We start from the raw sequence: 15282 nt of genomic DNA on the forward strand, positions 1-15282 counted from the left end.
CATTTCGCATCGCTCATGCCCGTCAACGCCTTGTATTCAGGGGGTTACGCGATTTCCTGGGGTGTCAATCCGTGCTTTCTCGACCGCCTTAAAAACTGTCAATGGCACAAATTGTCGCAGAGCTTATTCTTTATTGATTGAACGTTCAATCAAAACAAAATAGACTGGCCTTCGCCGAGTCAGCCGCCCGTCGTCTGCTCGCAGGCCTGAGGAGAACGCAAGATGCCCAAGGTCGGTATGCAACCCATCCGCCGCCAGCAGTTGATCGAAGCCACGTTGCAGGCGGTCGATCAGGTCGGACTGGGTGACGCCAGCATTGCGCTGATTGCCCGTTTGGCCGGTGTGTCGAACGGCATCATCAGTCACTACTTTCGGGACAAGAACGGCCTGATAGCAGCGACGATGGGTTACATCATGAACATGCTCAACGAAGGTGTCAGAGCACGTCGCCAGGCCCTGACGGACGACAGCCCGCGCGCCCACCTGAAAGTGATCATCGAGGGCAACTTCGATGCCAGCCAGGTAAACGGCCCGGCGATGAAAACCTGGTTGGCCTTCTGGGCTTCCAGCATGCACCAGCCCGATTTGCACAGGTTGCAGCGGATCAACGACCACCGCTTGTATTCCAACCTGTGCTGCCAGTTCCGCCGCGCCCTGCCGCTCTACCATGCGCGCAAGGCAGCCCGCGGCCTGGCAGCTTTGATCGACGGCTTGTGGCTGCGTGGCGCCCTGTCGGGTGATGCATTCGACACCGACCAGGCGATACGGATTGCTTACGAATACATGGATCTACAACTGGCTAAACAGCACACCCTGGGTACAAACGACCAGGCCGCTGAACAACCGCGCACGGCCCTTGCCAACCCAGCAGGAGCGTGACGCGCAAGCCAAACCACACACTGCACTTGCGAGGACACTATGGCCCGTTTCGGAACGCAAAAACTCTACATTGATGGCGCTTACGTCGACGCTGGCAGCGATGCCACCTTCGAAGCCATCAACCCGGCTACCGGCGAAGTCCTCGCCCACGTGCAACGTGCCACCGAGGCTGACGTCGAGAAAGCCGTCGAAAGCGCCGAGCGTGGCCAGAAAGTCTGGGCCGCGATGACCGCCATGCAGCGTTCGCGCATCCTGCGCCGCGCCGTCGAGATCCTGCGCGAGCGCAACGACGAGCTGGCCATGCTGGAAACTCTGGACACCGGCAAGTCGTACTCGGAAACCCGCTACGTCGACATCGTCACCGGCGCCGACGTGCTGGAGTACTACGCAGGCCTGGTTCCGGCCATCGAAGGCGAGCAGATCCCGCTGCGTGAATCGTCCTTCGTCTACACCCGCCGCGAGCCGCTGGGCGTGACCGCCGGTATCGGCGCCTGGAACTACCCGATCCAGATCGCCCTGTGGAAATCCGCTCCGGCCCTGGCCGCCGGCAACGCGATGATCTTCAAGCCGTCGGAAGTCACCTCGCTGACCACCCTGAAACTGGCCGAGATCTACACCGAAGCCGGCTTGCCGAACGGCGTGTTCAACGTCCTGACCGGCAGCGGCCGTGAAGTCGGCACCTGGCTGACCGAACACCCACGCATCGAAAAAGTCTCCTTCACCGGCGGCACCACCACCGGCAAGAAGGTCATGGCCAGCGCCTCGAGCTCGTCGCTCAAGGAAGTCACCATGGAGCTGGGCGGCAAGTCGCCACTGATCATCTGCGCCGACGCCGACCTGGACAAGGCCGCCGACATCGCCATGATGGCCAACTTCTACAGCTCGGGCCAGGTTTGCACCAACGGCACCCGCGTGTTCATCCCGGCTGAAATGAAAACTGCCTTCGAGGCCAAGATCGTCGAACGCGTTGCCCGCATCCGCGCTGGCAACCCGGAAGACGAAAACACCAACTTCGGCCCGCTGGTCAGCTTCCAGCACATGGAAAGCGTGCTTGGCTACATCGCCAAGGGCAAGGAAGAAGGTGCCCGCGTGCTGTGCGGTGGCGAGCGTCTGACCGCCGGTGATTTCGCCAAGGGTGCATTCGTGGCCCCGACCGTGTTCACCGACTGCACCGACGACATGACCATCGTCAAGGAAGAGATCTTCGGCCCGGTGATGAGCATCCTCACCTACGAAACCGAAGAAGAAGTCATCCGTCGTGCCAACGACACCGAGTACGGCCTGGCCGCCGGTGTCTGCACCAACGACATCACCCGCGCCCACCGCATCATCCACAAGCTGGAAGCCGGTATCTGCTGGATCAACGCCTGGGGCGAATCGCCGGCCGAAATGCCGGTCGGTGGCTACAAGCAGTCGGGCGTCGGCCGTGAGAACGGCGTCAGCTCGCTGGCTCAATACACTCGCATCAAGTCGGTCCAGGTCGAGCTGGGCGGCTACAACTCGGTCTTCTAAGGCCCTGTCCAGCCACGCCCGTGCCTCAGCGCACGGGCGTTCCTGCTCCCTGAACACCGCCAACACGAGGGTACTTTCATGTCCCAAGAATTCGATTACATCATCGTCGGTGCCGGTTCGGCCGGTAACACCCTGGCGACCCGCCTGACCGAAGACGCAGGCGTCACCGTATTGCTGCTGGAAGCCGGTGGCCCCGACTACCGCTTCGACTTCCGCACCCAGATGCCAGCAGCCCTGGCCTTCCCGCTGCAGGGCCGCCGCTACAACTGGGCCTACGAGACCGATCCGGAGCCGTACATGGACGGCCGCCGCATGGAATGCGGTCGCGGCAAAGGCCTGGGTGGCTCGTCGCTGATCAACGGCATGTGCTACATCCGCGGTAATGCCCTGGACTTCGATGGCTGGGCAGAACTGCCAGGCCTGGAAGACTGGACCTATCTGGACTGCCTGCCGTACTTCCGCAAGGCCGAAACCCGCGACATCGGCCCGAACGACTACCACGGTGGCGAAGGCCCGGTCAGCGTGACCACGCCGAAAGCCGGCAACAACCCGCTGTTCCACGCCATGGTCGAAGCCGGCGTGCAGGCCGGTTACCCGCGCACCGAAGACCTGAATGGCTACCAGCAGGAAGGCTTCGGCCCGATGGACCGTACGGTGACCAAGAACGGCCGCCGCTCCAGCACCGCCCGCGGCTATCTGGACCAGGCCAAGAAGCGCCCGAACCTGACCATCGTCACCCACGCCCTGACTGACCGCGTGCTGTTCGACGGCAAGCGCGCCATCGGCGTGACCTACCTGGTCGGTGACAGCGAAGAGCGCGTTGAAGCCCGTGCCCGCAAGGAAGTCATCGTCAGCTCCGGCGCCATCGCTTCGCCGCAGCTGTTGCAGCGCTCCGGCGTTGGTCCGCGCGCCCTGCTGGAAAGCCTCGACATCCCGGTGGTGCACGATCTGCCAGGCGTTGGCGAAAACCTGCAGGACCACCTGGAGCTGTACCTGCAGTACGCCTGCACCCAACCGGTGTCGCTGTACCCATCGTTGCTGTGGTGGAACCAGCCGGCCATCGGTGCCGAGTGGATGTTCAACGGCACCGGCATCGGCGCCAGCAACCAGTTCGAGGCCGGTGGTTTCATTCGTACCCGCCCTGAATTCAAATGGCCGAACATTCAATATCACTTCCTGCCAGTGGCCATTAACTACAACGGCTCCAATGGCGTGAAGGAACACGGCTTCCAGGCACACATGGGTTCCATGCGCTCGCCTGCCCGCGGCCGCATCCAGGCCAAGTCGAAGGACCCGCGCCAACACCCGAGCATTCTGTTCAACTACATGTCCACCGAGCAGGACTGGCAGGAATTCCGTGACGGCATCCGCCTGACCCGTGAAATCATGGCCCAGCCGGCACTGGACCCGTACCGTGGCCGTGAGATCAGCCCCGGCGCGCACGTGCAGACCGATGAAGAGCTGGACAAGTTCATCCGCGAGCACGCCGAAACCGCCTTCCACCCGTCCTGCTCGTGCAAGATGGGCACCGACGACATGGCGGTGGTCGACGGCGAAGGCCGCGTGCATGGCATGAAGGGCCTGCGTGTGGTCGATGCGTCGATCATGCCGCTGATCATCACCGGTAACCTCAACGCCACCACGATCATGATCGCCGAGAAAATCTCGGACAAGATCCGTGGCCGCAAGCCGCTGCCGCGCAGCACTGCCAAGTACTACGTGGCGGGCGATGCACCGGTGAAGGGCAAGCCGATGCGCGAGGTCAAGCAGGCGTAAGCCTGCACCGGCCTCTTCGCGGCTAAAGCCGCTCCCACAGGGCTCACACAGGTTTTGCAACTGTGCAGTACCTGTGGGAGCGGGTTCACCCGCGAAAGGGCCCGCCCAGGCAACACCCGAAAAGGCACCCACCGCGGTGCCTTTTTTTCATCTGCAGAAACGCTTTACAGCCTGCCAATTCATCAGGTTAGAATCATTTGGCACGCGACCTGCTAGCGTCATGCTATCAAGTCCCCTCCCCCGCGGTCCCCGGAGTACCTGCCTTTGGATGCAAGCACCATCAACAGCCTGTTCCTGATCGGCGCATTGCTGGTGGGCGCAAGTATCCTGGTCAGTTCGCTGTCGTCGCGCCTGGGCATCCCTATCCTGGTCATCATCCTTGCGGTCGGCATGATCGCCGGCGTCGATGGTGGCGGCATCATCTTCAACAACTATCCGACCGCCTACCTGGTGGGCAACCTGGCGCTGGCCGTGATCCTGCTCGACGGTGGCCTGCGCACACGGGTGGCGAGCTTCCGCGTGGCGCTGTGGCCGGCGCTGTCGCTGGCCACCATCGGCGTAATGATCACCACCGCCCTCACGGGCCTGGTCGCCGCCTGGCTGTTCGACCTGAGCCTGATCCAGGGCCTGCTGATCGGCGCCATCGTCGGTTCCACCGACGCTGCGGCGGTGTTCTCGCTGCTCGGCGGCAAAGGCCTGAACGAGCGGGTCACCGCCACCCTGGAGATCGAGTCGGGTAGCAACGACCCGATGGCAGTTTTCCTCACCGTCACCCTGATCGACATGATCGCCAGCGGCCAGACCGGCCTGCACTGGAGCCTGCTCACCCACCTGCTGCGCGAATTCGGCATCGGCGGGCTGGTGGGCCTGGGCGGCGGCTGGCTGATGCTGCAACTGGTCAACCGCATCAAGCTGGCTGGCGGCCTGTACCCCATCCTGGTGATCGCCGGCGGCCTGGTGGTGTTCTCGCTGACCAACGCCCTGCACGGCAGCGGATTCCTTGCCGTGTACCTGTGCGGCCTGGTGCTGGGCAACAAGCCCATCCGCAGCCGCCACGGCATCCTGCACATGCTCGACGGCATGGCGTGGCTGGCGCAGATCGGCATGTTCCTGGTGCTGGGGCTGCTGGTCACGCCCCACGACCTGCTGCCCATCGCCCTGCCGGCGCTGGGCCTGGCGCTGTGGATGATCCTGGTGGCGCGCCCGCTGTCGGTGGTCGCCAGCCTGTTGCCGTTCAAGGCCTTCCACGGCCGTGAAAAAGCCTTCATTTCCTGGGTCGGCCTGCGCGGTGCGGTTCCGATCATCCTCGCGGTGTTCCCGCTGATGGCCGGCCTGCCGGACGCCCAGCTGTTCTTCAACCTGGCCTTCTTCATCGTGCTGGTGTCGCTGCTGGTGCAAGGCACCAGCCTGCCGTGGATGGCCAAGCTGCTGAAAGTGACGGTACCGCCAGACCCGGCGCCGATCTCCCGTTCGGCGCTGGAAGTGCACATCACCAGCGAGTGGGAAATGTTCGTCTACCGCCTGGGTGCCGAAAAATGGTGCATCGGCGCCGCCCTGCGCGAGCTGAAGATGCCCGAAGGCACGCGAATCGCCGCGCTGTTCCGGGGCGAGCAACTGCTGCACCCGTCCGGCAGTACGGTACTGGAAGTAGGCGACATGCTCTGCGTGATCGGCCACGAGCACAACCTGCCGGCCCTGGGCAAGCTGTTCAGCCAGGCACCACAACGTGGCCTCGACCTGCGTTTCTTCGGCGACTTCGTGCTCGAAGGCGATGCCGAACTGGGTGCGGTGGCAGCGTTGTACGGTCTGAAACTCGACGGCCTGGACGCGAAAATGCCACTGGCCCAGTTCATCCGACAAAAGGTCGGAGGCGCTCCAGTAGTAGGTGACCAGGTCGAATGGCATGGCACGATCTGGACCGTGGCCACCATGGACGGGAACAAGATTCAGAAAGTAGGCGTCAGATTCCCCGAAGGAACGCGACCCGGACCAGGATTGTTCCTCTAAACTTCGTTTCTGCCGGATCCACAAGTAGTCTGCCTATGTCCCTGCGCGTGTACCTCCGCACAGCCCTGTTCGGGCTGTGCCTGTCTCTCTCGTTCGCCGCTGGCGCGGCCGAGCTTCCCACCACGACTAGCATCCAGAGCAGCCTGAACAAGATTTCCCAGCCCAAGGGTGCCGAGGCCGACCCCAAGGCTGCGCAACAGACACCGGAGCAGAAGGCCCAGCAACAGGTGCTGGAACAGACCCTGGCACTGCTGCTCAGCAAGGAAGACAGCGAAAAGAAGCTTGAGGCACTCAAGCAGCAATTGGCTGGCGCGCCCAAGGAAACCGCCGACAGCCAGCGCGAGCTGATCAAGCTCAAGGCCAGCAAGCCACTGCCGGTGGCCCAACGCTACGCCACCCTGAACGTGCCACAGCTGGAGCAGATGCTCAGCGAGCGCAGTACGCAACAAGGCGAACTGCAAAAGGCACTGTCGGATGCCAACAGCCTGATCATCAACTCGCAGACCCGCCCAGAGCGGGCTCAGGCAGAAATCAGCAACAACCAGACACGTACCCAGCAGATCAACCTCAGCCTCAAGAGCGGCAAGGAGAACGGCAAGCCACTCAACAGCGACCAACGCAACAAGCTCAATGCCGAGCTGGCGTCGCTCAATGCCCTGACCTCGTTGCGTCGCCAGGAACTGGCCGGCAACGGCCTGCTGCAGGACCTGGGCAATGCCCGTCACGACCTGCTGATCGAGCGCGCCACACGAATGGAGCAGGAAATCCAGGACCTGCAATCGCTGATCAACGAAAAGCGCCTGGCCCAGTCGCAGCAGGCGGTCACCCAGCAATCGATCGAAGCGCAGAAAGCCGGCGGCAGCACCCTGCTGGCCAACGAAAGCGCTGCCAACCTGAAACTGTCCGACTACCTGCTCAAGAGCACCGACCGCCTCAACGAGCTGACCCAGCAGAACCTGCGCAGCAAGCAGCAGCTAGACAGCCTGACCCAGGCCGACCAGGCCCTCGATGAACAGATCAGCGTGCTCAAGGGCAGCCTGCTGCTGTCCAAGATCCTCTACAAGCAGAAACAGGCCCTGCCGCACCTGAAAGTGGACCGCGACCTGGCTGACCAGATCGCCGATATCCGTCTTTACCAGTTCGAGGTGAACCAGCAACGCGAGCAGATGAGCAGCCCCGCCGCGTACGTCGACAACCTGCTGCTTGGCCAGCCACAGGAGCAGGTTACCCCTCAGCTGCGCAAGGCGCTGCTGGAGGTGATGATTACCCGCGTCGACCTGCTCGAACGCCTCAGCCGGGAGCTGTCGGCACTGCTCAACGAATCGATCACCTTGCAGCTCAACCAGAAGCAGCTGCTCGGCACCGCCCAGGGCTTGCGCACCACGCTCGAAGAGCAGATGTTCTGGATTCCCAGCAACAAGCCACTGGACTGGGAATGGCTGAGCCTGGTGCCGGCACGCTTTGCCGACCAGGTAGCCAGCCTGCCCTGGGGTTCGGGCCTCAAGGAACTGGCCGATGGGCTGGGCCAGCGCCCGCTGCTGTTCCTGCCCTTGCTGTTGGTGATCGGCGGCCTGCTGTGGCGGCGCAAATACCTGTACCAACGGCTGGGCAAGGTGCACCAGGACATCGGCCACTTCCGCCGTGACAGCCAGTGGCACACGCCCCAGGCGATCTTCATCAACATCCTGCTGGCAATGCCGGTCAGCCTGGGCCTGGCCCTGTGCAGCTACGCCCTGCAGATCGACGCCCGCGGGCAGAATGCCAACCTCGGCGCCGCCCTCTGGCAACTGGCCCAGGCCTGGCTGGTGTTCTACACCGCCTACCGCATCCTCGCCCCGGGCGGCGTGGCGGAAATCCACTTCCGCTGGCACAAGCCGCAGGTCGAGTTCCTGCGCGGCTGGGTGCGGCGCCTGGGCACCGTGGTACTGGCACTGGTCGGTGTGGTGGCGGTGGCCGAACATCAGCCTTCGGCGCTGGCCGATGATGTGCTGGGTATCGGCGTGGTACTGACCTGCTACGCACTGATGGCCTGGCTGCTCAGCCGCCTGCTGCTCAGCAGCCCGGCACACCGCGACACCTCGCTGTTCCGCAAGGCCGTGGGCGTGGCCTTCACCGCCCTGCCCATCGCCCTGTTCGTGGCCGTGTGCTTCGGCTACTACTACACCGCGCTGAAACTTACCGACCGGCTGATCTACACCCTGTACCTGCTGCTGTTCTGGCTGGTGATCGAAGCCGCGTTCGTGCGTGGCCTGTCGGTGGCGGCACGGCGCCTGGCCTACCAGCGCGCGCTGAGCAAGCGGGCGGCGGCCAAGGAAGGGCTGGATGGCGAAGTCATCACCGAAGAACCAACGCTGGATATCGAACAGGTCAACCAGCAGTCGCTGCGCCTGATCCGCCTGGCCCTGCTCGGCGGCTTCATCGCCGGCCTGTACTGGGTGTGGTCGGACCTGATCTCGGTGTTCGCCTACCTCAACAATTTCACCCTGTACGAGTACTCCAGCGGCACCGGAGCCACCGCCAGCATGGTGCCGATCAGCCTGGGCGACTTCCTCGGTGCGCTGGTCATCATCGGCATCACCTTCGCCCTCGCACGGAACTTGCCCGGCCTGCTCGAAGTCCTGGTGCTGTCGCGGCTCAACCTGGCCCAGGGCAGTGCGTATGCCACTACAACCTTGCTGTCCTATGTCATCGTCGGCGTCGGTATCGTCAGCACCCTGTCGACCCTGGGGGTCAGCTGGGACAAGCTGCAATGGCTGGTGGCCGCGCTGTCGGTGGGCCTGGGCTTCGGTATGCAGGAGATCTTCGCCAACTTCATCTCCGGCATCATGATCCTGTTCGAGCGCCCGGTACGGATTGGCGACACCATCACCATCGGCAACCTGTCAGGCACGGTGAGCAAGATCCGCATCCGCGCCACCACCATCACCGACTTCGACCGCAAGGACATCATCGTCCCCAACAAGACCTTCATCACCGGCCAGCTGATCAACTGGTCGCTGACCGACACGGTCACGCGGGTAACGCTGAAGCTGGGCATCGACTATGGCTCCGACCTGGACCTGGTCCGCGACCTGCTGCTCAAGGGTGCCCACGAAAACCCGCGGGTGCTCAAGGACCCGGAGCCGATCGTGTACTTCCTCAACTTCGGTGAGAGCTCGCTGGACCACGAGCTGCGCATGCACGTACGCGACCTGGGCGACCGCAACCCGACGCTGGACGAGATCAACCGCTACATCAACCGCGAGTTCAAGGCTCACAACATCAAGATCTCGGTGCGCCAGGTCGAGGTGTTTCTGATGGATCCGAAGGGCGGCAAACAGCAGCTGATTCCGGTGGAGCAGCCGAAACCGGATGGCACTGCTTCGGCCTGAGTGGGCTCTAATACTTTATTCTGTGCAGAATCCCTGCGAGGGCTTCGCCCTCGTGCGCGCCTGCTCCCACAAGGGCCGCGCCGCTCTCAGGCACTGCGCAATACCTGTGGGAGCGGGCTTGCCCGCGAAGGGCCGCAAAGCGGCCCCAGTCCATCAATTTCTGGAGCCGGCCCCGTGAAAGCCCTCGACCAACTCACCTTCGACAATCGCTTCGCCCGCCTGGGCGACGCGTTCTCCACCCAGGTCCTGCCCGAACCCATCGCAGACCCACGCCTGGTGGTAGCGAGCGAGTCGGCCATGGCGCTGCTCGACCTCGACCCAGCCCAGGCAGACCTGCCGGTTTTCGCCGAGCTGTTCAGCGGCCACAAGCTATGGGAAGAGGCCGACCCGCGGGCGATGGTCTATTCCGGCCATCAGTTCGGCTCCTACAACCCACGCCTGGGTGATGGCCGCGGCCTGCTGCTGGCCGAAGTGCTGAATGACCAGGGCGAGCACTGGGACCTGCACCTCAAGGGCGCCGGCCAGACGCCCTACTCGCGCATGGGCGACGGCCGCGCCGTGCTGCGTTCCTCGATCCGCGAGTTCCTCGCCTCCGAGGCCCTGCACGCCCTGGGCATTCCCAGCAGCCGGGCACTGTGCGTGATCGGCTCGAGCACCCCGGTTTGGCGCGAAACCCGCGAAAGCGCGGCCATGCTCACCCGCCTGGCGCAGAGCCATGTGCGTTTCGGGCATTTCGAATACTTCTACTACACCAGGCAGCCGGAACAGCAGCGCGTGCTGATCGACCACGTGCTGGAGCAGCACTACCCCGAATGCCGCGATGCCGAGCAGCCTTATCTGGCCATGTTCCGCACCATCGTCGAGCGCAATGCCGAGCTGATCGCCCGTTGGCAGGCCTACGGTTTCTGCCACGGGGTGATGAACACTGACAACATGTCGATCCTCGGCATCACCTTCGACTTCGGCCCGTACGCCTTCCTCGACGACTTCGACGCCAACTTCATCTGCAACCACTCCGACGACCGTGGCCGCTACAGCTACGCCAACCAGGTACCGATCGCCCACTGGAACCTCAGTGCGCTGGCCCAGGCGCTGACCACGGTGATCGAAGTCGAACCACTCAAAGAGGCGCTGGGCCTGTTCCTGCCGCTGTACCAGGCACACTACCTGGACCTGATGCGCCGCCGCCTGGGCCTGACCACCGCGGAAGAGGACGACATGGCGTTGGTCGAGCGCCTGTTGCAGCGCATGCAGAGCGGTGGTGTGGACTACAACCTGTTCTTCCGCAAGCTGGGCGATCAGCCCGTGGCCGAGGCGCTGAAGGTGGTGCGTGACGACTTCATCGACCTGGCCGGTTTCGATGCCTGGGGGGCGGACTACCTGGCCCGCTGCGAGCGCGAAGCGGATAATGTCGAAGGGCGGCGTGAGCGCATGCATGCGGTGAACCCGCTGTATGTGCTGCGCAACTACCTGGCACAGAAAGCTATCGAAGCGGCCGAAGCGGGGGACTACAGTGAAGTGCGACGGTTGCATCAGGTGTTGAGCAAACCGTTCGAGGAGCAGGCCGGGATGCAGGGCTATGCCGAACGCCCGCCGGAATGGGGCAAGCACCTGGAAATCAGCTGCTCCTCCTGACCAACTCCGAACCCTGTGGGAGCTGGCTTGCCGGCGATAGGGCCCGAACAAACAACACAAGGAATTGATATGTCCGAACCACTGGTTATCCCCTGCCCCCACTGTAACGGCCTCAACCGCCTGCCCGCCGAGCGCCTGGGCGACGCGCCGAAATGCGGCCGCTGCAAACAGGACGTGCTGCTGAGCACCCCCTTCGAACTCACCGAAGCCAGCTACGCCAGCCAGATCAAAGGCGACCTGCCACTGCTGGTCGACATCTGGGCCGACTGGTGCGGCCCGTGCAAATCCTTCGCCCCCACCTTCGAACAGGCCGCCCGCCAACTGGCCGGCCGCTGCCGCCTGGCCAAGCTCGACAGCGAAGCCAACCGCAACCTGGCCGGGCAACTGGGCATCCGCTCTATCCCCAGCCTGCTGCTGTTCAAGAATGGCCGTGAAGTCAGCCGTCAGGCCGGGGCGTTTCCACTCCAGTCATTGCTGGAGTGGTTGCGTAGCCAGGGGGTTTAAGCGTTCTCTTCGAGCAGCGAATGCAACTCGACAAACTGCTGGGTCAGCTTGTGCCTGGGCTCCAGGTGAATCAGCGGAAGGCTGGCATGGTGCGACTCACGCATCTTCACCGAGCTGCCCAGGTACACCGGTAGCACCGGGAGCCCTTCGGCCAGCAGCTCGTCGAGCATCTGCTGTGGCAGGCTGGCACGGGACTGGAACTGGTTGACCACGATGCCTTCGACCACCAGGTCTTCGTTGTGGTCATCCTTGAGCTCTTCGATCTCAGCCAGCAGGCCATACAGGGCCTGGCGCGAGAAGCTGTCGCAGTCGAAAGGAATCAGCACGCGATCGGCGGCGATCAGTGCGGAAACCGCATAGAAGTTCAGCGCTGGCGGGGTATCGATGTAAATGCGCTCGTAGTCCTCGTCCAGTTCGTCGAGCAACTTACGCAGCTTGTTGATCTTGTGCTTCGCCTCAAGCTTCGGCTGCAGATCGGCCAGCTCGGCCGTGGCGGTGACCACATGGAGGTTGTCGAACGGGGTTTCGTAGATATCGACCTGGTTCTTCTTGCTGAACGGCCCGCTGGACAGGCTTTGCTTGAAGAAGTCGGCGATGCCCATGGGGATATCGTCGCCGGTCAGGCCAGTCAGGTACTGGGTCGAGTTGGCCTGGGCATCCAGGTCGATCAGCAGGGTCCGATAACCTTCGCTGGCGCTCACAGCCGCCAGGTTGCAAGCGATGCTCGACTTGCCCACACCACCTTTCTGATTGAACACCACGCGCCGCATGATTGACCTCCGTGTATCAACGAATGCCCGAGTATGTGGCGCCGCTGCGGCAATGACCAGTGCCATTTGCCCGGAACAACTACACTGCCCCGCCAACCACCTGCCCCGTGAGCAACTCGGCAAATGCCCGTGCCATCGCCGACCCACCATGCTCGCGCTGCACCAGCCACACAGCCGACATCGCCCCTTCATCCAGCAGCGTACGATAGACCACCCCCTCGATGCGCATGCGCTGGAACGACGCCGGCAGCACCGATACCCCAAGCCCTGCCGATACCAGCCCGATGATGGTCATCGCCTCCCCCGCCTCCTGGGCAAAATGCGGGCTGAAACCCGCCTGGCGCGCCAGGCTCAGCAACTGTGCGTGCAACCCGCTGCCATAGCTGCGCGGGAAGAACACGAACGGCTCATTGGCCAGGGCGGTCATGTGCACGCCATGCTCCGTACCTTCGGCAAGTGGATGCGAGGCGTTGATCACCGCCACCAGCGGCTCGCGAAACAGTTCGGTGGCCATCAGCCCTTCCGGCAGCGGCATCGGCCGCATCAGCCCGACCTCGATGGACTCGTCGAACACCCCTTCCGCCACATCGCGGCTGCTCATTTCCTTGAGGTTCAGGTGCACCGCCGGGAAGCGCTGGCGAAACGCGTGGATGGCCTTGGGGATCTTCGAGGTGAACGGTGCCGAGGAGGTAAAGCCGATCTTCATCTCCCCCAGCTCCCCCAACTGCGCACGCCGGGCGACATCGGCAGCCTTTTCCACCTGCGCCAACACCTGACGGGCCTCCTCGAGGAACAATCGACCTGCCTCGCTCAGCTCCACCCGACGGTTGGTGCGCTCGAACAGCCGGGCACCCAGTTCCTGCTCCAGCGCCTGGATCTGCTGGCTCAAGGGCGGCTGCGAAATACCCAGTTGCTGGGCAGCGCGGCCAAAATGCAGCTCTTCGGCCACGGCGATGAAGTAACGCAAATGGCGCAGTTCCATGATCAGCTCCGAACAGGTCGCAAAACATCTCAAATAGGTCGAACAATATATTGGATCTAATCATTAGCCAGCTATATGCTTTTTTCATTGCGCCAGAGGTACCCCCCGTGAAAACTGCTGCAGCTGCCCTTCCCGCCGAGCCCGAACCTGCCCCGCTGAACGAAATGTGGATCGAAAAAGGCACCCCCGCCTTCATGAAGACCGTGCTGGCGCTATTCAGCGGCGGCTTCGCCACCTTCGCCCTGCTGTACTGCGTGCAGCCGATGATGCCGTTGCTGTCGAAGGAATTTGCCATCAATGCGGCGCAGAGCAGCCTGGTGCTGTCGGTCTCCACAGCCATGCTGGCGTTCGGCCTGCTGATCACCGGCCCTATCTCCGACCGCATCGGGCGCAAGCCGGTGATGGTGTTTGCCCTGGTATGCGCCGCCCTTTCCACCCTGGCCAGCGCGGTGATGCCGAGCTGGGAGCTGGTACTGGCCACCCGCGCCCTGGTCGGCCTGTCGCTGAGCGGCCTGGCGGCGGTGGCGATGACCTACCTGAGCGAAGAGATCCACCCGCAGCACATTGGCCTGGCCATGGGCCTGTACATCGGCGGCAACGCCATTGGCGGCATGAGCGGGCGCCTGATCACCGGCGTGCTGATCGATTTCGTCAGCTGGCACACGGCGATGCTGACCATCGGCGGCCTGGCCTTGGTTGCGGCGCTGGTGTTCTGGAGGGTGCTGCCCGAATCGCGCAATTTCCGCCCGCAGACGATGAACCCACGCAGCCTGCTGGATGGCTTCGTCATGCACTTCAAGGATGCCGGACTACCCTGGTTGTTCCTCGAAGCCTTCCTGCTGATGGGCGCCTTCGTCACCCTGTTCAACTACATCGGCTACCGCCTGCTGGCCGAGCCCTATCACATGAACCAGGCGCTGGTCGGCTTGCTGTCAGTGGTGTACCTGTCTGGCATCTACAGCTCGGCGCAGGTCGGCGCGCTGGCTGACAAACTGGGCCGGCGCAAGGTGTTCTGGGCCAGTATCGTGGTGATGGCGGGCGGTTTGCTGATGACTCTGGCCAGCCCGCTGGTGATGGTGATCCTCGGTATGCTGGTGTTCACCTTCGGCTTTTTTGGCGCGCACTCGGTGGCCAGCAGCTGGATCGGCCGCAGGGCTTTGAAGGCCAAGGGACAGGCGTCGTCGTTGTACCTGTTCAGCTATTACGCAGGGTCGAGTGTGGCCGGTACGGCGGGCGGGGTGTTCTGGCACCAGTGGGGCTGGAATGGCATCGGGCTGTTCATTGGCGGCCTGCTGGCGGTGGCGTTGCTGGTGGCGCTGCACCTGAGCAGGCTACCACCGAAAACTGCTTGAGGCCCATTCGCGGGTAAACCCGCTCCCACAGGGACCGCGTTGGAAATAAGGGAAGCGCCGTACCTGTGGGAGCGGGTTCACCCGCGAAGAGGCCAGCGGATCAGTTGATGATCTCGACCATATCCACATCCACCTCCCGGCTCATCAGGTGCTTCTCCACCTCACCGGTCAGCTTGACCTTGGTATTGTCGTTGAACGGCGTCGGTGGCAAGTCTTCATCATCGATTTCCACGGTGATGGTGCCGGTGTTGTCCTTGAACTCGTACTTGTCGTCGTTGTTGATCTTCTTGGTCACGAAGCCTTGCAGCACCACTGGAGTGTCGTCGGCAGCATCGTTGGCCGCAGCTACGGTGGTGACCGACTGGGCGCCAGGGCCGGTGTAGCCGGCAGCCAGGGCGGCAGTGCTGAACAAGGGGGCAAGAATCATCGCAATGTAACGTGCTTTCATGAGGATCAGGTCCTGTTTCGGTTTCGATGGGACCAGATTAACGACG

Annotated in this window: 11 protein-coding genes; 8 read left to right on the forward strand and 3 right to left on the reverse strand. The window is 63.1% G+C overall.

All coding sequences use genetic code 11. The features are described 5' to 3' along the window. The first annotated feature begins 222 nt into the window (after positions 1-222). The 7 genes from betI to trxC all read left to right on the forward strand — a co-directional run bounded on the left by betI (position 223) and on the right by trxC (position 11684). Positions 223-879: a transcriptional regulator BetI gene (gene betI, locus MJ643_RS05585; RefSeq protein ID WP_003259891.1), complete on the forward strand. Its 657-nt coding sequence runs from the start codon at positions 223-225 to the stop codon at positions 877-879. Between the two features lie 39 nt (positions 880-918). Then, on the forward strand, positions 919-2391 hold the full coding sequence (gene betB, locus MJ643_RS05590; protein WP_013974588.1) for a betaine-aldehyde dehydrogenase: 1473 nt from the start codon (positions 919-921) through the stop codon (positions 2389-2391). A 78-nt stretch (positions 2392-2469) separates the two neighbouring features. Next, positions 2470-4167: a choline dehydrogenase gene (gene betA, locus MJ643_RS05595; protein ID WP_013974589.1), complete on the forward strand. Its 1698-nt coding sequence runs from the start codon at positions 2470-2472 to the stop codon at positions 4165-4167. Positions 4168-4431: 264 nt separating this feature from the next. After that, positions 4432-6174: a potassium/proton antiporter gene (locus tag MJ643_RS05600; protein WP_013974590.1), complete on the forward strand. Its 1743-nt coding sequence runs from the start codon at positions 4432-4434 to the stop codon at positions 6172-6174. A gap of 35 nt (positions 6175-6209) precedes the next feature. Then, positions 6210-9545 carry a mechanosensitive channel MscK gene (gene mscK, locus MJ643_RS05605; protein WP_013974591.1) on the forward strand — a complete coding sequence of 1112 codons (3336 nt, stop codon included), beginning with the start codon at positions 6210-6212 and terminating at the stop codon, positions 9543-9545. A gap of 174 nt (positions 9546-9719) precedes the next feature. Further along, complete coding sequence (gene selO, locus MJ643_RS05610) at positions 9720-11180, forward strand: protein adenylyltransferase SelO (RefSeq protein WP_169774620.1); 1461 nt, start codon at positions 9720-9722, stop codon at positions 11178-11180. A gap of 69 nt (positions 11181-11249) precedes the next feature. Next, the gene (gene trxC / locus MJ643_RS05615; RefSeq protein ID WP_013974593.1) at positions 11250-11684 is read left to right on the forward strand and encodes a thioredoxin TrxC; all 435 of its coding nucleotides are present in this window, start codon (positions 11250-11252) and stop codon (positions 11682-11684) included. Here the strand turns inward: trxC and MJ643_RS05620 are convergent. Both MJ643_RS05620 and MJ643_RS05625 read right to left on the reverse strand, forming a co-directional pair. Further along, a complete protein-coding gene (locus tag MJ643_RS05620; protein WP_013974594.1) occupies positions 11681-12454 on the reverse strand; it encodes a ParA family protein in 774 nt (257 codons plus the stop codon). The two genes, trxC and MJ643_RS05620, sit on opposite strands and share 4 nt — an antisense overlap. Positions 12455-12533: 79 nt before the next feature. Then, on the reverse strand, positions 12534-13436 hold the full coding sequence (locus MJ643_RS05625; protein ID WP_123085565.1) for a LysR family transcriptional regulator: 903 nt from the start codon (positions 13434-13436) through the stop codon (positions 12534-12536). 164 nt (positions 13437-13600) lie between these two features. Between MJ643_RS05625 and MJ643_RS05630 the strand changes: the two genes are divergently transcribed. Continuing rightward, positions 13601-14788, forward strand: coding sequence for an MFS transporter (locus MJ643_RS05630; RefSeq protein ID WP_206695157.1), 1188 nt, complete (start codon positions 13601-13603; stop codon positions 14786-14788). A gap of 100 nt (positions 14789-14888) precedes the next feature. On the opposite strand, the gene MJ643_RS05635 is transcribed toward MJ643_RS05630, so the two are convergent. After that, a complete protein-coding gene (locus MJ643_RS05635) occupies positions 14889-15236 on the reverse strand; it encodes a NirD/YgiW/YdeI family stress tolerance protein (RefSeq protein ID WP_169774622.1) in 348 nt (115 codons plus the stop codon). Positions 15237-15282: the final 46 nt, after the last annotated feature.

The sequence above is a fragment of the Pseudomonas sp. PNPG3 genome (assembly GCF_023093815.1).
Classification (GTDB): Bacteria; Pseudomonadota; Gammaproteobacteria; order Pseudomonadales; family Pseudomonadaceae; genus Aquipseudomonas; species Aquipseudomonas asiatica.